Annotated in this window: 18 protein-coding genes; 5 read left to right on the forward strand and 13 right to left on the reverse strand. The window is 67.3% G+C overall.

Annotated elements, in window-relative coordinates:
• Positions 1 to 19: 19 nt before the first annotated feature.
• From AC50YC_RS16510 to AC50YC_RS16520, 3 genes are all read right to left on the reverse strand, one after another.
• Positions 20 to 1,792, reverse strand: coding sequence for a hypothetical protein (locus AC50YC_RS16510; RefSeq protein WP_494954384.1), 1,773 nt, complete (start codon positions 1,790 to 1,792; stop codon positions 20 to 22).
• Positions 1,793 to 1,913: 121 nt separating this feature from the next.
• Positions 1,914 to 2,603, reverse strand: a complete 690-nt coding sequence (locus tag AC50YC_RS16515) for an anti-sigma factor family protein (RefSeq protein WP_494954385.1) — start codon at positions 2,601 to 2,603, stop codon at positions 1,914 to 1,916.
• On the reverse strand, positions 2,600 to 3,100 hold the full coding sequence (locus tag AC50YC_RS16520; protein ID WP_494954386.1) for a sigma-70 family RNA polymerase sigma factor: 501 nt from the start codon (positions 3,098 to 3,100) through the stop codon (positions 2,600 to 2,602). Before AC50YC_RS16520 ends, AC50YC_RS16515 begins: the two co-directional genes overlap by 4 nt.
• Positions 3,101 to 3,289: 189 nt before the next feature.
• On the opposite strand from AC50YC_RS16520, the gene AC50YC_RS16525 reads away from it, so the two are divergent.
• Entirely contained in the window at positions 3,290 to 3,829 is a 540-nt protein-coding gene (locus AC50YC_RS16525) for a COG4315 family predicted lipoprotein (protein ID WP_494954387.1), read from the forward strand.
• A 40-nt stretch (positions 3,830 to 3,869) separates the two neighbouring features.
• Here AC50YC_RS16525 and AC50YC_RS16530 read toward each other — a convergent pair whose 3' ends face one another.
• On the reverse strand, positions 3,870 to 4,742 hold the full coding sequence (locus AC50YC_RS16530; RefSeq protein ID WP_494954388.1) for a DMP19 family protein: 873 nt from the start codon (positions 4,740 to 4,742) through the stop codon (positions 3,870 to 3,872).
• A gap of 225 nt (positions 4,743 to 4,967) precedes the next feature.
• On the opposite strand from AC50YC_RS16530, the gene AC50YC_RS16535 reads away from it, so the two are divergent.
• A complete protein-coding gene (locus AC50YC_RS16535) occupies positions 4,968 to 8,468 on the forward strand; it encodes a DEAD/DEAH box helicase (RefSeq protein ID WP_494954389.1) in 3,501 nt (1,166 codons plus the stop codon).
• A gap of 20 nt (positions 8,469 to 8,488) precedes the next feature.
• Here AC50YC_RS16535 and AC50YC_RS16540 read toward each other — a convergent pair whose 3' ends face one another.
• The 7 genes from AC50YC_RS16540 to AC50YC_RS16570 all read right to left on the reverse strand — a co-directional run bounded on the left by AC50YC_RS16540 (position 8,489) and on the right by AC50YC_RS16570 (position 14,809).
• Complete coding sequence (locus AC50YC_RS16540; protein ID WP_494954390.1) at positions 8,489 to 8,875, reverse strand: hypothetical protein; 387 nt, start codon at positions 8,873 to 8,875, stop codon at positions 8,489 to 8,491.
• Between the two features lie 343 nt (positions 8,876 to 9,218).
• Positions 9,219 to 9,641, reverse strand: a complete 423-nt coding sequence (locus AC50YC_RS16545) for a heat shock protein transcriptional repressor HspR (protein WP_494954391.1) — start codon at positions 9,639 to 9,641, stop codon at positions 9,219 to 9,221.
• A gap of 15 nt (positions 9,642 to 9,656) precedes the next feature.
• Positions 9,657 to 10,643 (reverse strand): DnaJ C-terminal domain-containing protein, encoded by a 987-nt coding sequence (locus AC50YC_RS16550; protein ID WP_494954392.1) that lies wholly within the window; start codon positions 10,641 to 10,643, stop codon positions 9,657 to 9,659.
• A 135-nt stretch (positions 10,644 to 10,778) separates the two neighbouring features.
• Positions 10,779 to 11,453, reverse strand: coding sequence for a nucleotide exchange factor GrpE (locus tag AC50YC_RS16555; RefSeq protein WP_494954393.1), 675 nt, complete (start codon positions 11,451 to 11,453; stop codon positions 10,779 to 10,781).
• 2 nt (positions 11,454 to 11,455) lie between these two features.
• Positions 11,456 to 13,318, reverse strand: a complete 1,863-nt coding sequence (gene dnaK / locus AC50YC_RS16560) for a molecular chaperone DnaK (protein ID WP_354173607.1) — start codon at positions 13,316 to 13,318, stop codon at positions 11,456 to 11,458.
• 256 nt (positions 13,319 to 13,574) lie between these two features.
• The gene (locus AC50YC_RS16565; protein WP_494954394.1) at positions 13,575 to 13,979 is read right to left on the reverse strand and encodes a hypothetical protein; all 405 of its coding nucleotides are present in this window, start codon (positions 13,977 to 13,979) and stop codon (positions 13,575 to 13,577) included.
• 104 nt (positions 13,980 to 14,083) lie between these two features.
• Positions 14,084 to 14,809, reverse strand: coding sequence for a TetR/AcrR family transcriptional regulator (locus AC50YC_RS16570; RefSeq protein WP_494954395.1), 726 nt, complete (start codon positions 14,807 to 14,809; stop codon positions 14,084 to 14,086).
• 197 nt (positions 14,810 to 15,006) lie between these two features.
• Here AC50YC_RS16570 and AC50YC_RS16575 point away from each other — a divergent pair, with 197 nt between their 5' ends.
• Positions 15,007 to 15,969 (forward strand): NAD-dependent epimerase/dehydratase family protein, encoded by a 963-nt coding sequence (locus tag AC50YC_RS16575; RefSeq protein WP_494954396.1) that lies wholly within the window; start codon positions 15,007 to 15,009, stop codon positions 15,967 to 15,969.
• 25 nt (positions 15,970 to 15,994) lie between these two features.
• On the opposite strand, the gene AC50YC_RS16580 is transcribed toward AC50YC_RS16575, so the two are convergent.
• Positions 15,995 to 18,223, reverse strand: coding sequence for an MMPL family transporter (locus tag AC50YC_RS16580; RefSeq protein WP_494954397.1), 2,229 nt, complete (start codon positions 18,221 to 18,223; stop codon positions 15,995 to 15,997).
• Between the two features lie 203 nt (positions 18,224 to 18,426).
• On the opposite strand from AC50YC_RS16580, the gene AC50YC_RS16585 reads away from it, so the two are divergent.
• Together AC50YC_RS16585 and AC50YC_RS16590 are read left to right on the forward strand one after the other, a co-directional pair.
• Positions 18,427 to 18,945, forward strand: coding sequence for a MarR family winged helix-turn-helix transcriptional regulator (locus tag AC50YC_RS16585; RefSeq protein ID WP_494954398.1), 519 nt, complete (start codon positions 18,427 to 18,429; stop codon positions 18,943 to 18,945).
• Between the two features lie 746 nt (positions 18,946 to 19,691).
• Positions 19,692 to 20,507, forward strand: coding sequence for a class I SAM-dependent methyltransferase (locus AC50YC_RS16590; protein ID WP_494954399.1), 816 nt, complete (start codon positions 19,692 to 19,694; stop codon positions 20,505 to 20,507).
• Positions 20,508 to 20,525: 18 nt separating this feature from the next.
• Here the strand turns inward: AC50YC_RS16590 and opgC are convergent, their stop codons facing one another.
• Positions 20,526 to 23,027, reverse strand: coding sequence for an OpgC domain-containing protein (opgC, locus tag AC50YC_RS16595; protein WP_494954400.1), 2,502 nt, complete (start codon positions 23,025 to 23,027; stop codon positions 20,526 to 20,528).
• Positions 23,028 to 23,076: the final 49 nt, after the last annotated feature.

A 23,076-nucleotide genomic window follows, 5' to 3' on the forward strand; every position in this document is an offset into this window, starting at 1 on the left:
CCCGGCACTCCCCGCAGGGTCAGGGTTTGAATTCGTCGTGGACCACGACGCGTGAGAGCTCAATCGATCCGTCCGGCAGGCGCCAGTAGTGCAGCCGCCGGGCCGAGGCCACATTCTGCTCGATCGCCGCGCGGTAGCACTTTGACCCGTCCTCGCGTACCAGCTGGGCTGTGTCTGCACCCAGGTTGGCCCGCAGCGCGTGGACTTCACGCGCCGCATTCCGCTCCGCCGTCCCGGTCAGAACCTCCACCACGGCCTTCAGCGCCTTGGCCACGACGCCGGGCTCGGTGAACCCGTAGAGGGACGCCGCAAACTCCGGACCGGCCTTCCACTCCGAGGGCAGCTGCTGCCGGGCCTTGTCGGACGCCGGAACGTTCTTGGCCCAGGCGAGGTACACGTCGTGCCGCAGGCGTTCTCCTGCCGTCTCGAACAGCGCGTCCGAACCGGCAGCCAGCGCGCGCTTGAGCGCGGTCTGCGCCCGGCGCTTGTAGGCCCTGAGGTCCAGAAGTTCCTCGTTCCGCCGGGCGAGCCGGCACTCCGCGCCCTCCAGTGCCGCCCGGGCATCCTCCGCGATCTGTTGCTCCGCCCCAAGTTCCCGCCGAAGGGTGTCCTGCTCCTGCTGGAGGCTGACGAGTCCGGCCCCGGCCTGGCCGGCGGCAGCGACCAGTTCCTGCAGGACAGCCACTTTCCTGCGCTCGGCTTCGAGCTGGAGCTGGACGGTCATCAGCGCAGCCGACGGTTTCGGAACGGGCCCCGCCACGGCCGCTGAACCGCTGCCCTGCGCCGCGGCCCCACCCGCGCCGGGGCCACCGGGCGCCTTGGCCGGGAAGGTCCGGCCCGAGGTGGGCTGCTCGGTGAGGTGGCGTCCGGACCGCAACCAGGGGGTACCGCCAGCCAGCAGCGCGGGCGCGTCCACGACGTCGGCGTCATCGTCGACGTCGAGCAGCGACAGCATCACGGCCCCGTTTTCCCGGAGGAAGCGCGCCACCACCACCTCGCCTTCCGTCACCAGGCTATCCGCGGTGTCGAGGGGGTTGGAGGAGATCCGGGCCTGGTCAACGGTCCAGCTGGATCCCGGGTAGAGGGTGAGCTTCGCGTTTTTGGCGCTGACCTGTTCGGCCAGGGCGAGGACCAGGTCGCCGGACCGGTACAGCTCGGCGAGCCGGGGTGTGGTCTTCAGCGCGTTGATGTCGAGCGTCCTGTCCTCATCGTTGAGATCGCCTTCGACGGACTGGCCAAGGTCCAGCATCCAGTCGAGACGGACCGGCGGGACCACGTGCTCGCGCTGGATGGTGCAGCAGCTGCCGTCGCCCAGTTCGACGATGGCCCGGGAACCCGCACTGGCGAAGGCCCTGACGGTGCCCCGGACGCGCCGCGGCAGGGCGCGGACCGGCGCAGTTTTTGGCGGAACCACGGTGATCAGGCTCAGCACGTCCTCGATGAGGTCCTCGGCCGCGCGGACGGCCGTCTGGCGGTCCCGCGCCATCCGCAGCGGGCTGCGGTGCACGTCCGTCATCCAGCGAAGGTCCTCCGCGTAGACCCGTGCCGCGTTGCCGAACACGTGGGCCCCCGCCGGCAGGCTGTCGCCGAAGGCATAACTCTCCGGACCGTTTTCAAGCCAATAGACCTCGGCCAGATCTCCAACCTCCCGGGCGATATGGTCGACGTCGAGATGGTTCTCCCGCTGCTCCGGATGCCAGGAGATCACCGCAGCCGGTTTGGTCCGCCCGGACGCCATCAGGCGCAGCGCCAGGTCTTTCCCTGAGGTGACAACCACATATGCCTGTTCCATAACGAATCCCCAATCGCCGGTGCGGACATGCGTTCCGCAGGTGGTGGGGAAACCGTCAGCTCCCCCACCATGAGTAGAGCAGCGGGGTCCGACAAAAACCGCGGCCGGGTCGCGGCTGCCGCTAACCGCGCGGGACGGCGATGACGGCCATGGTCTGTTGCTGCCCGTTCCGCATCTCGACGCTGGCGATGTTCGTCAGCTGCAGGGGTGTGGCACCTGTGATCCTGACCCTGCCGCTGGGTGTTGCTGTCCACGCGCAGGCGCGGTCTTCGCCGCCGTCGCTGTCCTTCACCCAGAGGGAGAAGGTGCCGTCCACCGGCAGGCTCCGGCCATCGACCGACAGCTCGGTGCCCCACGTTTTCTTCACCATGCCCACCGTAATCTGCAGTCCATCACTGGCCTGCACGGAGTAGCTGGCGTCCGGTTTCGGCGCCGGGTTGAACAGCGGGGCAGCCAGGATCCCGAGGGCGAGGCACGCCGCGGCCGCCGCAGCGAGCGCCGCGGCCCAACGCCGTCGTCCTTTCCGGCGGCGGGTGGACAGTTCCTCGAGCATCCGCCGCGGCACGGCGGCCGGCACGGGATCCGACGTCGACGGTTCCCGCCCGGCAGCGGCAGCAGCAACGGCGGAGAGGGCGACGGCGTCGGGGACCGGGAGAGCGTCCAGCAGCGCGGGGAGGCTGGCCAGCTCGTCGAGCTCCTGCCGGCAGTCCGCACAGCTGCCCAGATGCTGCTCGAAGGCGGAGGCCTCCTCACGCTCCAGACCGCCGAGCAGGTACGCGCCGAGCAATTGGTGCAGCTCCGTCCCGCTCATCGTTCCACCCCCATCTCATCGAGGATCGCGCGGAGGGCCCGCACGGCGTAAAACGCCCGGGACTTCACTGTTCCGACCGGGATCTTCAAGCTGACCGATGCCTCCTGGACGGTGTAGCGGCGGTAGTGCAGGGCCACGAGGACATCCCGGTGCTCGGCGCTGAGCCGCAGCAGCGCCTCTTCCATCAGCACCCGGTTGAGGAGTTCGTTTATGCGTTCCGCGCCGTCGGCCGGGTCTGCCAGCTCCCGGTCCGACGTCTCGCGGGGCCGGCGCTGGGCCTTGCGGTAGTTATCGATCATGATGTTCCGGGCCGTCCTGAACAGGTAGCTGCGCAGGCTTCCGGTGATCTGGGGAGCCTGCTGCCAGACCCGCAGTATGGTCTCCTGCACCACGTCATCGGCCAGCTGCGGATCCCGGGAAGCACTGAGGACAAAACGCCGGAGCGCGGGCCCGTGGTCGCGGTAGATCGCCGCCACGACGTCTTCGTCCAGCGACATAACCGCCCCTCCCTAGCTCCTGGGTCTCTGCGCTGCTGCCCCTAATGACGTGCGGTTCGCCGGAAAAGTTCACGCCCGCGGATTCCCGGGCGCAGCCCAAGGCCTGCTGTGAACCATTCTTCCCCCGGAGGCGTCGTAACGGTTAGCGCCGGCCTGACCAGTTGGCCGGTTCGAGTCAAGGAGCAGCAGATGAAAAAACACCTCAGCATCGGCCTGTCCGCCTTCGCCCTCGCCGCATTGCTCTCCGGCTGTGCGGGCACCAGCGGGACTGGCACGACGCCGACGTCGGCGGCCGCCACGATGCCGCCCGGCAGCGCCACGGCGAGTTCGGCTCCAGCGTCGACCACGGCACCGGCCTCAGCGACCCCGGACCTCAAGGTCGCGGATTCCAGCGCGGGAAGGATCGTGGTCGACGGCAAGGGCATGAGCGTCTACTACTACACGAAGGACGTCAAGGACTCCGGGACGAGCACCTGCACCGGCGGATGCCTCGAAGCGTGGCCTCCGGTGCTCGCCACCGCAGACACGCCAGCGGTCGACGGCGTCACCGGCACCGTGGGCACGATTGCCACCCCGGACGGGAAGAAGCAACTGACCATCAACGGGATGCCCGTGTACTACTACGCCAAGGACCTGGCGGCCGGGGACATTCTGGGCCAGGGCGTGGGCAGCGTCTGGTACCTCGTGGCCCCGTCAGGAGAAATGATCACCGCTGCCGCCGGCTACTAGCGGACGGGCCTCCGGGGCGGCCGGCGGCGGAATGTCCGGCTCAGTCGTCCTCGACCTCGAACTCGACGGCGGCCAGGATCTCCTTGGTGTCCGGGTGAATCATGATCGCTTCCTGTTCGTCGTCCAGCATGAGGAACTCGCCCTGGTCCGTGGTGAAATGCCACGCGAGGGTGGTCTGGCCGTCGTGGTCGTAGTTGGGGTCACCCATGGTGATCTTCAGGAGCGTGTGGCCCGCCACGTCGCAGAGCTCGCGGATGATCACCTCGAATTCCGGCGTGTCCAGCAGGTCATCCTCGGCGGCCTCGGCCTGGCGCTCCGCCAGGTTCGGGATCCGGGACACACGCTCGGCAATGTGGCGGTCCAGTTCCTCGTCGTCCAGGACGAGGAGGTCCGGCAGGCTCCGGAGCCAGGCAGCGTTGAGCGCGATGATGTCTTCGGTCTCCAGCAGCGTTTCGAACTCGCCGTCGAGCTCCTCCAGAAGCCGGACCGCGTCGGTAATGCCGTCCGCGCCGTCGTCCAGATCCGCGTCCCGGTCAAGATAGGCGTCAGCTTCCTCCTCGGAGAGGGCATCGAAGGCGGCCACGGTGCGGTTGAACAGGTCCAGGTGCGCGCTGGCCCCCATATGGTCCAGCCCGGCCCGGACGTAGGCGTCGATGTCCTCGCGATCGGGCGCGGTAAAGACGTACTGGGCGAACCCTCCGCCCAGCGACTGCGTCAGGTAGAAGTCAACGTAGTAGCTGCGCAGCGCGTCCGGAGCGATTTCCTCGACGTCGAGCAGCTCCGCGTACATCACGTTGACCACGTCCACGTTCGCGTCGACCACCTCCGCGTCGCTGCCGTTGATGAGCTCCCGCGGCAGGACCGTGGCGTAACCGGTGGCGGGAAGGGCGGTGGTGGAAAGGCCGTTGCTCATGGAAAGTCCTCACTGCTGCAGGCGGGTGGCGCTCCGACCCCTTCACGGTACGTGGCACCGCCGGCACGGGGGTTGAGCGGCGCTGAACGTCCGGCGAAGTTTGGGTGTACCGGGCCGGGGCGTCCCTCCGGACGGATATCCACAGACCGGGACAACCCAGTACGGGGAGTCCTGCCAGGCTCGCTAAGATGGATCAGATGACCAACTGCTGAAAGTAGTGCGCACATGCCATCCCATCCGGACGAGAGTGCGGCACTGGCAATACAGACTCCCGCGATCAACGACCGCTCCCTCGCGGCCGGACTTGCCTACGCCATGGGGAGCCGAGTTTCCGGTATTTCCTTCGACGCCGCCACCGGACTCATGCTCGGCAAGGTCCGGGGCGGCTCCGATGTGCCGTATTCCACGACGGCGAAGCTGGTCCGGAAGGCGGGTGGCTGGAGCTGCACCGTGGGTGTCTGCAGCTGTCCGGTCCGTAAGGACTGCAAGCATGTGGCCGCACTGTTGTTCGCGGCCGAGGACAACCCGGCGATCCGGGTCCAGCTACTGGCCCCGGCCGACGTCAGCCGGCTGTCCCGGCAGGCCCCGGTGCTCGAGGTCCCGGACTGGGAACAGGCCCTCAGCCCGTTGATCGCGCAGCCGGGGATCACGCAATCCACCAGTGGCGTCCCGCTGGCGCTCCAGTTCGAAATTGAAGAACCCGCCCCGCACTTCTCCTACACCGGACGCCGGGATCCGCTGCGCAGCGTTCGCCAGCTGAAGGCGCGCCCCGTGATCATGGGCGCCAAGGGAAAATGGATCCGCGGCGATGTCTCCTGGAACACCCTCAGCTACTTGAGCTACCGGCGCGAATGCAACGAGGCCCACGTCGAGTGGATGCAGGAGTTCCTCGCAGCGCACACCGCCCAGGCGAACCGCCAGCACGCCGGAACCGGGCTGTGGCTGGGCCTGAACACCTATGCCGGCAAAAACCTGTGGAGCCTGCTGGCCCAGGCCGGGAAGATCGGCCTCGCCCTGGTCCACAGCCGGGGCCCGGAGCCCGTACGGCTCGTTGAGCAGCCGGCCGCCGTCGGGCTCAACCTGACCCGCTTCGGCGGCGCACCGGTCCCCGACGAGGGGAACGGCGCCGTCGTCCCCGCCGCCGGCGGGGACGACGGCGGTCTCTCCCTCGCCCCGAGCATCACCGTTGAGGGGGAGGTGGTCGATCCGGCACGCGTCGGGACCATCGGGCGGCCGGCCCACGGCATCTTCCTGACTTCCGGGGCGGCCGCCCTGCCCGGGGTGGCCCCGACGGATTCCTTCATCACGCTTGCCCCGCTGGAGAGCGGGCTCAGCGAGGAACTCCTGACCTTCGTCACGGCCGGGACCACGCTGCACATCCCGGCCCGGGATGAGAGCCGCTTCCTGACCGGCTTCTACCCCAAGCTCAAACAGAGCGCCCGGGTCACGGCCTCCGATCAGTCCGTGGTGCTGCCCCAGCTGGCCGTCCCCACCCTGTCGCTGCTGGCGAACTACGGCGCCGACCACCGGGTGCGGCTGCACTGGGAATGGCACTACAAGTCCGGCACACTCGTCACGGCGCAGCCGCTGTGGCGCCACCCCGGCGATCACGGCTACCGGGACGACCCTGCGGAGGCCCGCATCCTCGAATCCGTGGGACAGCCCTGGGACGTTGTGCCGGCGCTGGGCGAATCGGCCACGGGCGGGTGGGGAACTCCGCGGCTGGCAGCCTCGGCGGAACTCAGCGGCCTCGACACCCTGGCCTTCACCGAGGAACTGCTCCCTGCGCTCCGCGAGGTCCCCGGCGTCAGCGTGGACACGGCCGGCGAGATCGCCGACTACCGCGAGGCCGAGGAGGCCCCCGTGGTGTCCATCTCCACGAAAGCCACCGAGCAGCGGGACTGGTTCGACCTGGGCATCCAGATTTCGCTGGAGGGCCAGCCGGTGTCCTTCGCGGCGGTTTTCTCCGCCCTGGCAGCCGGCCAGACCAAGATGCTGCTCCCCAGCGGCGCTTACTTCTCCCTGGACCTGCCCGAACTGCACCAGCTCCGGGCTCTGATTGAAGAGGCGCGGGAACTGCAGGACAACAAGGACGCGCCGCTGCAGATCAGCCGTTTCCAGGCCGGGCTCTGGGACGAACTCGCGCAACTGGGCATCGTGGATGAGCAGGCCGCGGCCTGGCGTGAGGCTGTCGGCGGGTTGCTGGAAGGCGGAGTGAAGGGCCTGCCGCTGCCCGCGACGCTCAACGCCGAACTGCGCCCCTACCAGCTGGAGGGGTTCAACTGGCTCAGTTTCCTCTACCGGCACGGACTCGGCGGGGTGCTGGCCGATGACATGGGGCTCGGCAAGACGGTGCAGGCGCTGGCGCTGATCTGCGCCGCCAAGGACGCGGCAAGCGGGCCCGCCGCAGCCTCCGACGGCGGTGCTGCCGCCGCGGAACCCGCCTCGGTGCCCGCCGCCGCGGCGCCCGGCACGGCCCCGGGCGTCGCGCCTTTCCTCGTGGTGGCCCCCACGAGTGTGGTGGGGAACTGGGAAGCCGAGACCGCACGGTTCGCCCCCGGCCTTACGGTGCGCGCCATCGGTGAGACCTTTGCCAAAAGCGGCTCGAGCCCCGCGGAGGCCATGGCAGGGGCGGACATCGTCATCACCTCCTACGCCCTGTTCCGGATCGACTATGAGTCCTACGCCTCCAAGGAGTGGGCCGGCCTGGTCCTGGACGAGGCCCAGTTCGTCAAGAACCACCAGTCCAAGGCCTACCAGTGCGCCCGGAAACTCCCGGCGGTGTTCAAACTCGCCATCACGGGCACCCCGCTGGAGAACAACCTGATGGAGTTCTGGGCGCTGACCTCGATCGTTGCGCCGGGGCTTTTCTCCAGCCCGAAACGGTTCGCAGAGTATTACCAGAAGCCGGTCGAAAAGAACGGTGACAAGGCCCAGTTGGACAAGCTGCGGCGCCGGGTCCGTCCGCTGATGATGCGGCGCACCAAGGAGCAGGTCATCCACGATCTGCCGCCGAAGCAGGAGCAGATCCTCGAGGTGGTGCTGAACCCGCGGCACCAGAAGGTCTACCAGACGCACCTGCAGCGTGAACGGCAGAAGATCCTCGGCCTGATCGACGACGTCAACAAGAACCGTTTCACCATCTTCCAGTCTCTCACCCTGTTGCGGCAGCTCAGCCTGGATCCCTCGCTGATCGACCCCTCACTCTCCGGGGTGCGGTCCAGCAAGCTCGATGTGCTCTTCGAGCAGCTGGAGGACCTGGTGGCGGAAGGGCACCGGGCCCTCATCTTCAGCCAGTTCACCGGCTTCCTGGGCAAGGTCCGCGAGCGGCTGGTCGAGGAGAACATCGAGTTCTGCTACCTCGACGGCAGCACCCGCAACCGGACCGACGTCGTGAACGAGTTCAAGAACGGCGCCGCCCCGGTGTTCCTGATCAGCCTCAAGGCGGGCGGCTTTGGCCTGAACCTGACGGAGGCGGACTACGTGTTCCTGCTGGATCCGTGGTGGAACCCCGCCTCGGAGGCGCAGGCCGTCGACCGCACGCACCGGATCGGCCAGGCCCGCAACGTCATGGTCTACCGGCTGGTCGCCAAGGACACCATCGAGGAAAAGGTGATGGCGCTCAAGGCCAGGAAGTCCCAGCTGTTCGCCGACGTCATGGAGGGCGACGCCCTCTCCGGCGGCGCGCTGACGGCAGAGGACCTGGCCGGGCTGTTCACCGACTAAGGATGAGAGCAAGACGGCACTCAGGCCGCGGCTGGCGCCAGTGATCTCCCCGAGGACAGTTGCTTCCGGGCCCAGCGGGCGATTTTCTTGCCCTTACCCTTCCACCAGTTGTCCTCGTCCTTGTCGTGGTGCAGGCGGAAGATGATCATCGTTATCACGAACATTCCCATGGTCACGTCCAGCCATGACCAGGAGACGGCGTCCACCAGCACGCTGACGCCCATAACGAGTACCGACGGCACCGCCAGCGACCGGAAAGCGGTGCTGGCCACATAGCGCCGGTGGGACCTGGGCACGGACAGTGCACGGACCATGTCGAAGCAGACGCACACCACCACCATCGTCTGGCCGAGGGTCAGCAGGACCAGCCCGGTGATGGAACCGGCGAACATGGCGACGGACTCCATTCCCGCACTCATCGGACGCCGCTCTTAGCTGCGGGGCCGCCCGCTACAAAGCGCGGGCAAGCCATGACGGAATGGCAGAAAACACACATACGGACAACCCCCAGAGACCAGAGACCAGCTGTGAGACCCAGCTGCGCCCAGTCAAGCCGCTGCCGCTCCGGTCCGTCACGAGTAGTGTGTACTCTATTTTCCGGGAAGTACCTGGACCGCGTTCCCAAGTGCTTAGTCCAGCCTGGGGGGCTTCCCCACGGCGGCCGCGGACAACGTTGGACGCAAAGTTAACCTGCAGGAAACTTATCTGCCGTCATTCGGGCCGCAACGGCGAAACATTGGCCGGACTTCGTCAGTCGCCGTTCCGCGGCCGCCACACGACGACGGCCTGGGACCGGGCGCGGGGGCGCTTGCCGCGGGCCAGGCTGACGACGTCGCCCGCGGCTCCGGCGGCGAAGATGCGGGATTCCAGGGTGCGGGGACGGCGCTCGAGCTCTTCGCTCAGCTCGGCGACGCGCCGCTGCAGGGCTGCCACCTGGTTCTCCAGCTGGAGGATCCGTTTGATGCCCTCGAGGGACACGCCCTCCTGCGAGAGCCGCTGCACCTCGCGGAGCATGGTGATGTCCCGCTGCGAATAGCGGCGGGACTTACCGGGAGCCCGGCTGGGCGAGACGATGCCCAGCCGGTCATACTGGCGCAGCGTCTGGGGGTGCATGTCCGCCAGTTCCGCGGCAACGGAGATGACGAAGATCGGCTGCTCGTAGTCGATGGCCATGGCAGGCGTCCGCTCCTAGAGCCGGGCCTTGGCTGCCAGTTCGGCGCGGACGTCCTCGCCGGTGGTGGCCGCGGCGAAGGCCTTGACGGCCTCCTCGGCTTCCTTGTTCAGCTTCCGCGGTACGGCGACGTCGATGGTCACCAGCAGGTCACCGGTGGCCTTGGTGTGCTTGACGCCGCGGCCTTTCACGCGGAGGGTGCGGCCCGACGGCGTGCCGGCAGGGACGCGGACCCTGACCTTGTCGCCGTCGATGGTCGGAACCTCAATGTCGGCGCCCAGGGCCGCCTCCGGGAAGGTGACCGGCACGTGGATGCGCAGGTTGTCGCCGTCGCGGACGTAGAAATCGTGCGGCTTCACCGAGACGGTGACCATAAGGTCCCCGTTTCCGGCCGGACCGTACTGGCCCTTGCCGCGGACACGGACCTTCTGGCCGTCCTTGATGCCGGCCGGGACGCGCACGTCGATGACTTCGCCGTCCGGTTCACGCAGGCCGATGGTGGTGCCGCGGATGGATCCGGCGAAGGAGATCGAGGTTGATGCCGTCCGGTCCGCGCCCTTCTGCGGGGCCCGCTGGAATGACTGGCCGCCGCCGAAGCCGCCGCCCGCCCCGCCGAAGAGATCGGCGAACTCCGGCGGAATGCCGCCAGACGTGTTGTAGCCGCCGGAGTGGCGTCCGGGGCCACCGGTGAACAATCCGCCAAAGAGGTCCTCGAAGCCAGCCCCGCCGCCGGCGCCGCCGCCTCCGCCCGGGGCGAACCGGGCTCCGCCGCCCATGGCCCGGATAGCGTCGTACTGCTGGCGCTCGTCGGGATCGGAGAGCACGGAGTAGGCCTCGGAGATGTCCTTGAACTTCTTCTCCGAAGCGACATTCCCCGCATTGGTATCCGGATGGTGCTGCCGCGCGAGCTTCCGGTAGGCCTTCTTGATGTCGGCGTCGGAAGCGTCCTTGGCGACCCCAAGGATCTTGTAAAAGTCCTTGTCCACCCAGTCCTGGCTAGCCAATGGCGTTTCCTTTCAAAGTACAAAGTGATAAGGCGAGACAACCGCACGAGCGGAGCGAGACAACCGCACGAGCGGAGCGAGACAAGGGGCCCGGGAGTGGCATCGGGGCCCCTTGTCTCGCTTTGCACTAGCGGGTTACGCCGGAACAGCCACGATGACCTGGGCTGCCCGCAGGACCCGGTCGCCGGACTTGTAGCCGGAGCGCAGGACCTGGCTGACGGTGTCGATTTCAACATCCGTTCCGGGCTGCTGGATGAGGGCCTCGTGGATCGTGGGATCGAACTCCACTCCGGTCTCATCGATGCGCACCAGGCCGTACGTCTTCAGCGCATTCTCCAGCTTGGCGGCGATCGCGGCGAACGGTCCGTCCGTGAGGTCACCGTGCTGGCGGGCGGCGTCGACGTCGTCCAGTACCGGGAGCAGGGAGTTCAGGACGCCGATGACGGCCATCTCCCCTGCCACGGCACGGTCGCGTTCAACGCGCTTGCGGTAGTTGACGTACTCGGCCTGCAGGCGGCGCAGGTCGTTCCTGAGCTCCTCCGCCTCCGCGCCGTCGGCACCCTGGGCCACGGACTCCGCGGCCGGCACCTCAACGCTGTTGAGGATGTCCTCCGCCTGGGACAGGGCGTCCCCGGAGTCCGTGTCCCCTGCGGCGGTGCGCTCCTGGTCGGGGTGGCGGGCCTGGCCGGTCTTCGGATCAACCTTGCGGTTGTCGTGGATGATCGGCTTCTGCGGCTCGTTCTCCCGCTGTTCAGCGTCGCGACGGCTCTCGGAAGAACCGTGCTCTTCTTCGTTACCGTGATTCGGCATGATTACTTCTTCTCGTCTTCGTCAACGATCTCAGCGTCGACGATGTCCTCGTCGGAGCCGGCTGCCTGCTCACCGGCGGGGGCGCCTTGGGCGCCGGTGGCGCCGTCCGGGGAACCCGCCTGGGCGTAGATGGCCTCGCCGAGCTTGGTCTGGGAAGCCTGGAGCTTCTCAAACGCGGTCTTCACGGCTGCGTCATCGGTGCCCTCGAGGGCGGCCTTCAGGGCGTCGACGTCGGCCTGGACCTCGGTCTTGACCTCCTCCGGCAGCTTGTCAGCGTTGTCGGCGATCAGCTTGTCCACGGAGTAGGCGAGCTGCTCGGCAGTGTTGCGGGTGTCGGCTGCCTCGCGGCGGGCCTTGTCCTCTGCTGCGTGCTCCTCGGCGTCCTTGACCATGCGGTCGATGTCTTCCTTGGAGAGGCTGGAACCGCCCGTGATGGTCATGGACTGTTCCTTGCCGGTGCCCTTGTCCTTCGCGGAGACGTGCACGATGCCGTTGGCGTCGATGTCGAAGGTGACCTCGACCTGCGGGACGCCGCGCGGAGCCGGAGCGATCCCGGTCAGCTCGAAGGTGCCCAGCGGCTTGTTGTCGCGGGTGAACTCGCGCTCGCCCTGGAAGACCTGGATGGCCACGGACGGCTGGTTGTCATCCGCCGTGGTGAACGTCTCGGAGCGCTTGGTCGGGATGGCCGTGTTGCGCTCGATCAGGTGCGTCATGATGCCGCCCTTGGTTTCGATGCCGAGGGAGAGCGGGGTGACGTCGATCAGGAGAACGTCCTTGCGCTCGCCCTTCAGGACACCGGCCTGCAGGGCAGCGCCGACGGCGACGACCTCATCCGGGTTCACGCCCTTGTTCGGTTCCTTGCCGCCGGCGAGTTCCTTGACCAGGTCGTAGACGGCGGGCATACGAGTGGAGCCGCCGACGAGCACAATGTGGTCGATCTGGGAAAGCTGGATGCCGGCTTCCTTGATGACGTCGTGGAACGGCTTCTTGGTGCGCTCCAGCAGGTCCTTGGTGAGGTCCTGGAACTTGGCGCGGGTCAGCTGCTCGTCCAGGTGCACCGGGCCGTCGGGGGTGACGGAGAGGTACTGGAGGGAGACGTTAGTGCTGGTGGAGGAGGAGAGTTCCTTCTTGGCCTGCTCCGCGGCCTCACGCAGGCGCTGCAGGGCGATCTTGTCCTTGGACAGGTCGATGCCCTTGACCTTGAGTTGGTTCAGCAGGTAGTCAACGACGCGCTGGTCCCAGTCGTCGCCGCCGAGGCGGTTGTCACCTGCGGTCGAGCGGACCTGGATGGTGGAGAAGTTGTCTTCGTCCTTGCCCACCTCGAGGAGGGAGACGTCGAAGGTTCCGCCGCCGAGGTCGAAGACGAGGATGAGTTCGTCTTCCTTGCCCTTGTCCAGGCCGTAGGCCAGTGCGGCCGCGGTGGGCTCGTTGACGATGCGCAGGACCTTGAGGCCCGCGATTTCGCCGGCTTCCTTGGTGGCCTGGCGCTCGGCGTCGTTGAAGTACGCCGGAACGGTGATCACGGCGTCCGTGACCTTTTCACCGAGGTAGGACTCGGCGTCGTTCTTGAGCTTCATGAGGATACGCGCGGAGATTTCCTGCGCCGTGTACTTCTTGTCGTCAACGGCGACGCTCCAGTCGGTGCCCATGTGGCGCTTGACGGAAGCAATGGTGCGGTCAATGTTGTTGACGGCCTGGCGCTTGGCGATTTCGCCAACCAGCACTTCGCCGGACTTGGAGAATGCAACAACCGACGGCGTGGTGCGGCCACCCTCGGCGTTGGCAATGACGGTGGGCTCGCCACCTTCGAGAACGGAGACGACGGAGTTGGTTGTTCCGAGGTCGATACCTACTGCACGTGACATGTGTTGCTTCCTTCTTTCCGTGGAAACTTGCTGAGATGGCTGCGGACCCCGAAGATCCGACCGTTGAGCGATCTGCACTCAACTTTACTCAGGCGCACTTCAAAGTCAATTCAAAGTTGAGCGCCTTGCGCTCAACTTTGGATTTCGAAGCGGTGCAGCAGGGCGTTCGGACGGCCCTCTTCCCCGGAATTCCGGCATTCTTCAGGCGGCGGCCGCGCGGGCCGCCGCCTGTTTCGCTGTGCGCGAAGTCTGCCGCCTAACGGTCCCGGCGGTCCGCCTCGCCGGCGGAGTCGTCCCTCGTGCGCGCCGTTTCGCCTTTCCCTGCGGTTTCGGCCCCTCCGTGGCGCCGGGAGCCCGCGTCGCCGGCGGCTCCGTAGTCGCCTTCGTCATACTCGCCCTCCACGGCGGCGGGGGGCGTCGTGCCGGCACCTGCCGCGCCATAGTCGCCCTCCGGGTAGTCGCCCTCCTCTGCGCCGACGGCGGTGGTGCCACTGCCGCCGGCCGCTCCGTAATCACCGGTGGGGTACTCGCCTTCTTCGGCCTCGGGCGGGTTCTCCCCGGCGGTGCCGGCCGCCCCGTAGTCCCCCTCGACGTACTGGCCCTCAGCGGCCTGGTCGTCAGATTCCGCTGCCGCTCGATCAAACTCGTTGTTTTCGGACATGGTTGGATCCTTCCTGGAAGCCTCGGCGCGCCCAGGCAGGCGCAGGGGCAGTCTATCGAGCGGCACAGGAAGGCAACAGGGGGGCGGGAAGCCCGGCCCGGCGGCTACTCCGGATGAACCGCGGTAAGCCCGCCGGTCCGGGGCGCGGCGGGGCCCAGACCCGCCAGATCCGCCAGCACGGCCAGATGGTGGGCGAACAGTTCATCCGGGGCGGTGAAAGTGTCCGCGCCGTACTGGCCGAAAACTTCAAAGCTGACGGCGCCGAACAGGGAGGTCCAGACGAGCGCGCCACGCGCCAGCAGCGCGTCCGGCACAGCCAGCCCCATTTCGCCGCGGATGCGCCCCAGGTCAGCGGTGAGTGGCGGCGCGACGGCGGCCTGCCCGCCGGGCGCGGCCAGCCGCCCGGCGCGGTAGGCGCCGTCGAGAAGCGACATCAGGGCCTGGATGACACGCGTGCCCGGCCCCGTGGTCCGGTCGGCCGGCGCCCGGTATCCGGGCACGGGGCTCCCGAACAGGAGGCCGTAGCGGGCCGGTTCACGCAGCGCCCAGCGCCGCACTGCGGAACCCAGGGCGCTGAACCGTCCGGCATAGTCGGCCTCGGGCAGGGCGGCCACGGCGGCGTCCACTTCGTCGCCGAGTTCGGTGTAGGCGTCGACGAGCAGCAGCGTCAGCAGCTCATCGCGGTTCTGCACATAGCGGTAGACCGCCGAGGAAACGACACCAAGGTCCCGGGCCACTGCGCGTAGGGACAATGCCGCAGCCCCGNGGGCACGGGCACGCTCACGGGGCGTGGACGGCTTGACGGAGGGGTCATTGGCGGTCTGCGGCATGGTTCCAGCATTCCACAAAGCAGAGCACTGTCAACAAATGTGAGCACTGCTCTTGACTTTCACCACGGCTGGCCGCATCCTGATTTCAGAGAGCACTGCTCTCAAAATTGGGCTGCCCGGCCGGGCAGACCCAGCCTTACCAGGCGAAGCCGAAGCCGGTTCCGAAGCCGATTAAGCAAAGCGAAAGTGAGCAGACCATGTCCCAACCCGAATCCCCCGCGGCCCAGACCCCGGCCTTGTACGTCGTCACCGGCGCCGGCCCGGTGGGCTGGACCGTGGCCGAACAGCTCGCCACGGCCGGCCACCGGGTGCGGGTGCTCACCCGGTCCGGCAGCGGCCCCGACCATCCGCGCGTCGAGAAGAAGGCCGTGGATGTGTCCGACCCGACGCAGCTCTGCGGGCTGTTCCGCGGGGCTAAAGCGGTATTCCACTGCATCCACGGCTCGCAGTACAGCGCCAGGACCTGGGCGCAGGAGCTCCCCAACGCCGAGGAGACGGTCCTTGCCGCGGCGGGTGGGGCTGGCGCGGTCGTCGTCTTTCCGGAAAGCCTGTACTCCTACAGCGAGCCGGACCACCCGATGACCGAGGAGGGCCCGCGGGAGGCCCGCGGCGGCAAGCGGGGCATCCGCACCGAACTGCTGAAAGCCCGCGCGGCGTCCGCAACGGACACCGCGAGTGTGGTGGCGAGCGATTTCTTCGGTCCCAGGGTCCGCGGTGCGCATGCCGGCGAGCGCATGCTGAAGCCGGTCATCGGAGGCAAATCCCTGCTGGTGATCGGCAACGCCGGGCTGCCGCATTCGTTCACGTATGTGCCGGATCTGGCCGCCGCCATGATCAGGGCCGCGCAGGATCCGGCGCTCTGGAACCGGGTGTGGCATGCGCCGACCGGTCCTGCGCTGAGCCAGCGGAAAATAGCCGAGGAGTTCGCCGCCGCCGCCGGTGTCCGGACACCGCGGGTGGCCGCGGTGCCCGGCTGGGTGCTGCGGACGATGGCGGCCTTCTCCCCCGGGGCCCGGGAACTCGCCGAAACCCTGTACCAGTTCGAGCACCCCTTCGTGATGGACTCGCGCGCCAGCGAGGCTGCACTGGGGCTGCGATCCACCCCGGTCAAAGAAGCAGCCGCCGCCACGGTTGCCTGGTGGAGGGACCAGGAACAGTGACGGCGGCTGCGGTCGCGGGTGCCGGTTAGCGGAGTCCAGCCCCCGCAGTCTCCTGCTCCGGCTCCGGGGACGGCAGGGCACGCGCGGCGGCATCGGTCTCCGGGCGCCCCAGCTTGCTCGGCCACCAGATCCGAGGACCGATGTCGTAGGCCAGCGCCGGGACCAGCAGCGAGCGGACCAGAACCGTGTCCAGCAGCACCCCGAAGGCCACGATGAAGGCCAGCTGCACCAGGAACATAATGGGGATGACGCCCAGGGCCGCGAAGGTGGCCGCGAGCACCACACCGGCGGAGGTGATCACCCCTCCGGTAACGCCCAGCCCTCGCAGGATGCCGGGCCGGGTGCCGTGCTTCAAGGATTCCTCCCGGACCCGGCTCATCAGGAAGATGTTGTAGTCCACGCCCAGGGCGACCAGGAAAACGAACCCGAAGAGCGGAACGGTGGCATCGGCGCCCGGGAACCCGAAGACGTTGTTGAACACGAAGGCGGAGACCCCCAGCGCGGCGCCGTAGGACAGGACCACCGAGGCGACCAGCAGGACCGGCGCCAGCACGGAGCGCAGCAGCAGCATCAGGATCACGAGGATGACCGCGAGGACCACCGGGATGATGGTGACGAGGTCGCGCTGGGCGGTGGTGTTCGTGTCCAGGGCCGTCGCGGTCACTCCGCCGACCAGTGCGCCGTCGTCGACCTTCTTGAGTTCCTGGCGCAGGACCACCACGACGTTTTCGGCCTCATTGGAGTCCGCGGCGAAGTTCAGCGTCGCGTTGATCAGGACCCTGCCGTCCCGCACTGCGGGAGCTGTGGGGGCCGCCGGAGCGCCGGGAGCAGCTGGTGCGCCGGTGACGATCGGCGCGCCGCCGTCGGCCAGCAGGTAGGCGTCACCGACGCCGTCGGTTGCCTTCGTCTGTTCCAGCACTTCCTGCGCCTTCGCCTCGTCGGCGACGATCACAACAGGGCTGCCGGAGCCGGCGTCGAAGTGCCGGGCCAGGGCATCCTGGCCATCGACAGCATTGGAGGCGGTGAGGATGACCTCGGTCTGCGGGACCCCGTTGGCCTTGAGCTGCAGGACACCGGCGGAGGCCACCAGGAGCAGCAGCACGGAGGCGATCCAGACGGTCCGGGGCCGGCGGGAGACGAGGGAACCGGTGGCGCGCCACACGCCCTTCTGCCCCTCAAGGCCGGTGACGATCGCGGGCTCGCGCTCGGTCTCCGGAAGCAGCTTGGGGACGAACGGCCAGAACGCGGCACGGCCCAGCAGTGCCAGCAGCGCCGGCAGCAGGGTGAGCGCGGCGAAGAGCGAGCAGAGGATGCCGGCGGCCGCCACCGGACCGAGGGCCTTGTTGGAGTTGAGATCGGAGAACAGCAGGCAGAGGAGCGCGATGATGACCGTGGCACCGGAGGCCATGATGGGCTCCCACGAATTTTTCCACGCCGTCAGCGCGGCGGCTGTGCGGTTGGTCGTGTGCGTCAGCGCCTCGCGGAACCGGGACACATAGAGCAGCGCGTAGTCCGTGGCGGCACCGATCACCAAGATGGACAGGATGCCCTGGCTCTGGCCGTTGAGCTGGATCCAGCCGAGCTGGGCCATGCCGAAGACCAGCAGGATGGCGGCGCAGAGGGCGAAGACCGAGGTGAAGAGCACGACAATCGGCAGCAGCAGCGAGCGGTAGACAATCAGCAGGATCACGAACACCGCGCCGAGAGCCGCGAGCAGCAGGATGCCGTCAATGCCGGCAAAGGCGCTGACAAGGTCCGCCGTCAGTCCGGCCGGACCGGTCACGAAGGTCTGCATGCCCTCCGGGGCGGAGGCCTGGACCTCATCGCGGAGTTCCTTGACGATTTCCTTCACTTCCCCGGCCGAATCGATTGGGACCACAAACTGCACGGCCTTGCCATCCTCGGACGGAATGGGGCCAATGACGGTGCTGCCACCGGCCACGGCCGCCAGTTCGCCCTTGAGGGCTGCCACCTCACCGAGTTGGGCCGGGGTGAAGGCGGATCCGCTCTCAATGACAATGACGGCGGGGATCTCGTTGGTGTCCCGGAACTTTGCCTGCCAGTCCTGGACCGCCGTGGCCTCGGCCCCAGCCGGCAGGAAGGACGCCTGGTCGTTCGAGGAGACCTCGTCCAGCCGGCCGAAGGTGGGTCCGCCGATGCCGGCGATGGCCAGCCAGGTAATGACCAGCAGGACCGGCACCAGCCAGCGCAGCCAGAAGGGGACGCGTGCACTGCCGTGTGGGGTCTTGTTCATGGTTCCTTCTGGTGCTTGCCTCGACGGAGTAGAATTGAGTCCATAATAGACTATCTCCACAATGGAGATAACCCCGTAAGGGTGAAATCTTCGGAATATCGCGGGACCTCCCGGCACCCGCCCCGGGTGGTGCTGAAGTAAACTCCGGAGGGCGCCAACTGCGGAGCAGGCCACACCGGCGACAGGAGAGAGGACGGTGCACCGTGACAATTGATCCCTCGGGCCGCCCGGAATCTTCCGGGCCGCCGCCGCTGGTCCGGCTGTTGCAGGAGTTCAGCCTGGAGGCCAACCGCTATGTGGATTCCGCCGGCGGCCGCAATGACATGCACCGGACAGACCTCAATGCCCTGGCCGTGATCATGCAGCACACCGCGAGGAACCAGATCGTCACGCCCGGCGTACTCCGCAAGGAACTCCACCTGAGCTCGCCCGCCACCACGGCGCTGATCGACCGGCTGCACAACTCCGGCCACGTGGTCCGCGAACGGCAGGGCACGGACCGCCGTCAGGTCCAGCTCCGGATGACCCCCAAGGCCTACCGCGACGGAGGTGCCATGTTCCAGCCGCTAGCCCGCCACATGGCTGCCGCGATGGCCGAATTCACGCCGGAGGAACTGGAGATCGCCACCCGGTTCATGACCTCGATGATCGATGCCACGGTCACGGCCGGTCAGGAGGCGGCGCAGCAGACGGCACCGCCCGCAACGGCACCGCAGCAGTAGGTGACTTTTGCGCCCGGCGTTTGACGGCCGCCTTGCGGAACGATGACTTGGGCAGGACACGCCGCATTGCGGCTGGACGATCCGCGGATCACCTATTAAAGTCTTCGGTATCGAATGCAGGCAGGCGGACAAATTGTCCGGGAAGGGGGCGCACATCACCGCTGACCAACACGACCAACCCACCAGTTCATCCGGGAAAGCCCCTCTGCTGAGGGGCTTTCCTATGTCCGGCGCATGATGCTCGCAGCGGACGTCTCCGTGGGAGTGGATGGCTTGGGGTTAGCGATATAGGGCCTGAGGGCCAATAAGTGTTTGGCCAGCGCGACTTCCGGTTGCCCGGGATGCGCTTCCACGTATGCCCTGAGTTGTTCCCGTTCCCGCGCACTCTCCGGATCGGACAGTGCCATCAAAGCCTCAGTAGCGGCTATGGCCTGCCGTCGGATGTCTGGCATCTTCTTGCCACTGGAAGCTTCAACTGTGCTGAAGGATATTAGGCTGGGACGCGACGGCGGAGGCCCGCCCAGGCTACGTTCTGGAAGTGAAGACGGACTGGTCGACATCTGATGTCCCTTATTCCTGTTCCAGTAAACCTGAAACGGATCCACGGCCACACGCGCTCCCAGGAGCGGGTGCTCGACGCGGAGGACTATAACATCAGTTTACGCCCGGACCGCAAGTCCTGCTCCAGATAACACTTGCGCACTCCATTACAGTCCAGCCCTTGACCTCAGCGGTAGCGTTTCCTTATGAGTGCGCAGCAGCCTGACGATGTGTACAGCCACGGCCACCACGAGTCGGTGGTCCGCGCCCACGCCTCCCGGACCGCGGAGAACTCCGCGGCGTTTGTGATTCCGCACCTCACCCGCGGGGTTTCGGTGCTCGACGTCGGCTGCGGACCGGGCAGCATTACGTGCGATTTCGCCGCGCTCGTCTTCCCCGGGAAGGTCACCGGACTGGATCGCTCGCCCGACGTGATCAGCCACGCGACGGCCCTGGCAGCCGAGCGCGGCGTGCAGAACGTCGAGTTTGTCGCCGGAAACATCTACGACCTCGACTTCGAGGACGAAACGTTCGACGTCGTCCACGCCCACCAGGTGCTGCAGCACCTCACGGACCCGGTAGCTGCGCTGCGGGAAATGCGCCGCGTCGCCAAGCCCGGCGGCATCGTGGCCGTGCGCGACGCCGATTTCCACGGCATGAGCTGGTACCCGGCCGTCCCCGAACTGGATGAATGGATGGAGCTGTACCAGCGGATCGCCCGACGCAACGGGGCCGAACCCGACGCCGGCCGCCGCCTGGTCTCCTGGGCCCAGTCCGCCGGGTTCACCGATGTCGCACCCTCCAGCAGCAACTGGCTTTACGCCACCAGCCAGCAGCGCCGCTGGCAGGCCCGGGTGTGGGGCGAGCGCGTGCTGCACTCGGCCTTCGCGGACCAGGCGCTCGAGTACGGCTTCGCCAACGCTGCCGACCTGGCCCGGATTTCGGCCGGCTGGCACCGCTGGGGATCCACGGACGACGGCTGGTTCCTGATCCCCAACGGCGAGGTGATCGCCCGGGCGTGAGGCGCTCCCGGGCTTCGGTCAGCGGGGGATGATCCGGAACAGGAACTTCGTCTTGACCATCGTCCACACCAGGGCCAGCACCAGCACGTAGGCACCCGTGTTCAGCCAGATGTTGCCCAGCTGCAGCGCAGGGATATTGGCCAGGGCCAGGATCAGGAACACGTGGATGATGAAGACGTACAAGGTGGCCTGCCCCAACGGGATCAGGAACCAGCCCAGGGCCCGCTCCAGCAGCTTCCAGTAGGCGGTCAGCAGGGTGTAGGCGGTGATGACCACCAGCAGGACATTGAGCAGCCGTCCGGCGCCAAGATACGTCCGGCCGAAATAGCCGCTGTAGAGCGTCTGATGTAGGGCATCCGGCAGCAGGGAGAGCCGGACATCGTAGGCGTTGGACAGGTAGGGGTTGGACCAGGCAAACAGTGCAAAAAGGACTGTCAGCGCAACGCAGAAGGCCAGCACACCCTGGTGGCGGGAAAACCACTCCACGAGGGGCCTGCGGTAGTAGCCGGCCGTCAGGCCAACGACAAAGAGGACCTGCCAGACCAGCAAGGGAAAGGAATCTTCGAACTGGGAGGGCAGGACACGGATCCGGGACAGCGCCCCCACCGTGTAGAGGGCTGCGCTCACCAGCAGGATCAGCCATGCCAGCTTGCGGGACAGGGCCCACAGGATCAGGGGGCTGAGGAGCAGGAGCACAACGTACAGGCCCATGATGTTGAACTGCCACGGGCCGAATTGGAGCAGCAGGATTTTCGGGATCAGCCAGGCCGGGACCGGGAACTGCAGCAGCCCGTCCACCTCCGAATACATGTCATAGCTGCGGCCGGCCGCCGCGGAGCCCACGGCACCGGTCCCTTGGTCAGTGAAGGCGGTAAGTACCGTGCTCTGGATCAGCGGGATGAGGCTGATGACGAAGACCGTCATCACGACGGTCAGGGCCGTTAGGTAGAGCTTCCAGGACCGGCCGGTTGTTTTGTCCACCACTTCCCCGAGGTTGTCCCTGGTCCTTGGCCCGTAGACCATGCCCAGCACCGCTCCGGAGAGCAGGACAAAGAATTCGGCGCCGGACACCGCCCCAATCGTTTCCTGGGTCAGCAGCTGAAACAACGAGGTGAGGCCCACGTGGTTCACCACCACAAACAGGATCGCCATGCCGCGCAGCATGTCCACGCGCCGGTCCCTGACATTCTCTTCCTGGTAGGCCCACGACCGTGCTGCCGGCCAGCGGAAGGGCAGCATCCACAACACGGCGGCAAGCATCAAACCGGCCGCCGCAGCCAGCCACGCCCAGCCACCGGAAACTACCCTGCCCCCCGGTGAACTGCTGGCAGCGTCTCCGCCCTCGCCCGTTGCCGCGGCGCCCATCAGGAAGCGGGCCTCCCCCAGCCCGTTGGCCAGCGCCGAGGTGGTGACCGGGTCCGCCGTCAGGCGCCAGTCGATGGCCACCTCACCGGATGCGCGCAGTTCAACAGTTTCGTTCCACAGCACCGCCCGGATGTGGTTATAGCCGGAGGCCGGGGAAGAAAGTACCTGGCTCAGCCATGCACTTTTAATGTCTTCTTCCGCGGGTCCACCGCTTGCCGGGCTGTAGAAAGCCCCCGTTTCCAGCAGCAGAGGCTTACCCTTCGCCACGGCATAGCTGTCGTAAAAGTTCGAGTCCACCGCGGCCTGCACCGGCTGCGCAGGTCCCAGCATGCGGGTAAGACCGTCCGCAGCAGGGAGAGTGTTGACCGGCGGCCCGCCGGCTGAGTCGTCATGGAACACGGACAACCCGACCCAGTCCACCGCATCATCCCCCGGGTAGTAGGGCGCGTAGGCCGCGTCCTCAAGGTTCCAGACGCCGTCGGAATTCGTGTCCAAGGCGCCAAAGCCCGGGCTGCCGGGCTGCGCAACGTCCGGTGCCTGGACGAACGGGTAGTCCCTTCCCTGGTACGGCGACCAGACCATCACTGGGTCCCCCAGGGTTCCGCGCATGGCGACTGTCACAGCACGAAACGCCGCGATGTACTCGACCGGCTTTTGGCCCCAGGCCGTCCAGCCCGCATTCATGTCGGGGGCGAAGCGGATGTAAAGCTGGCCCTTGAACCCCCCGGCCATCACCTTGATTTCCTGCGCCAGCTCAGCTGAGGTCTCCTTGTCGACCTGCGCCAGGGGAACTCGCGGATTGACGGTGATCAACGCGTCAGCGCCTGCGGACCCCGCCTGTTCCAGAAACTGCGGGATGAATCTCTTCTCGTCCTCCCGAACGGGCATCGACAATTCATGGGCGTAGAGAGCCGCCGGTTTCCCCACGCGCCGCGCATACTGGGCGGCCGAGTCCGCCGACCAGTCAAGCTTGACCCCCCACAGCGGCCCTGTTCCCGCCTCCGCTGACGGCCCGCGGTCCGCTGCCCCGGCAGCGCCCGAGTCCGGACCTGAACCCTGGACCGGGCCGCTGGCCTGCGCCGATGCACCTGGAACCGCCGTGAACGCCAGAACCAGCAGGAACAACAGGAGGGCTAACGCACGGCGCAGATTCACAGTCGCAATAGTAGCGACCCGGCATCGCGCAACCTTCCTCGGACGCGGC

The organism is Pseudarthrobacter sp. MDT1-56 (assembly GCF_059383555.1).

What these genes read in the sequence shown, in the direction of transcription:
- AC50YC_RS16575 (WP_494954396.1), top strand. Translation starts at nt 15,007, where the DNA reads ATGTCCCAACCCGAATCCCCCGCGGCCCAGACCCCGGCCTTGTACGTC.
- AC50YC_RS16515 (WP_494954385.1), bottom strand. Translation starts at nt 2,603, where the DNA reads ATGAGCGGGACGGAGCTGCACCAATTGCTCGGCGCGTACCTGCTCGGC.
- AC50YC_RS16525 (WP_494954387.1), top strand. Translation starts at nt 3,290, where the DNA reads ATGAAAAAACACCTCAGCATCGGCCTGTCCGCCTTCGCCCTCGCCGCA.
- AC50YC_RS16565 (WP_494954394.1), bottom strand. Translation starts at nt 13,979, where the DNA reads ATGTCCGAAAACAACGAGTTTGATCGAGCGGCAGCGGAATCTGACGAC.
- AC50YC_RS16540 (WP_494954390.1), bottom strand. Translation starts at nt 8,875, where the DNA reads ATGGAGTCCGTCGCCATGTTCGCCGGTTCCATCACCGGGCTGGTCCTG.
- AC50YC_RS16580 (WP_494954397.1), bottom strand. Translation starts at nt 18,223, where the DNA reads ATGAACAAGACCCCACACGGCAGTGCACGCGTCCCCTTCTGGCTGCGC.
- AC50YC_RS16555 (WP_494954393.1), bottom strand. Translation starts at nt 11,453, where the DNA reads ATGCCGAATCACGGTAACGAAGAAGAGCACGGTTCTTCCGAGAGCCGT.
- AC50YC_RS16535 (WP_494954389.1), top strand. Translation starts at nt 4,968, where the DNA reads ATGCCATCCCATCCGGACGAGAGTGCGGCACTGGCAATACAGACTCCC.
- AC50YC_RS16520 (WP_494954386.1), bottom strand. Translation starts at nt 3,100, where the DNA reads ATGTCGCTGGACGAAGACGTCGTGGCGGCGATCTACCGCGACCACGGG.
- AC50YC_RS16590 (WP_494954399.1), top strand. Translation starts at nt 19,692, where the DNA reads ATGAGTGCGCAGCAGCCTGACGATGTGTACAGCCACGGCCACCACGAG.
- AC50YC_RS16510 (WP_494954384.1), bottom strand. Translation starts at nt 1,792, where the DNA reads ATGGAACAGGCATATGTGGTTGTCACCTCAGGGAAAGACCTGGCGCTG.
- AC50YC_RS16545 (WP_494954391.1), bottom strand. Translation starts at nt 9,641, where the DNA reads ATGGCCATCGACTACGAGCAGCCGATCTTCGTCATCTCCGTTGCCGCG.
- dnaK (WP_354173607.1), bottom strand. Translation starts at nt 13,318, where the DNA reads ATGTCACGTGCAGTAGGTATCGACCTCGGAACAACCAACTCCGTCGTC.
- AC50YC_RS16530 (WP_494954388.1), bottom strand. Translation starts at nt 4,742, where the DNA reads ATGAGCAACGGCCTTTCCACCACCGCCCTTCCCGCCACCGGTTACGCC.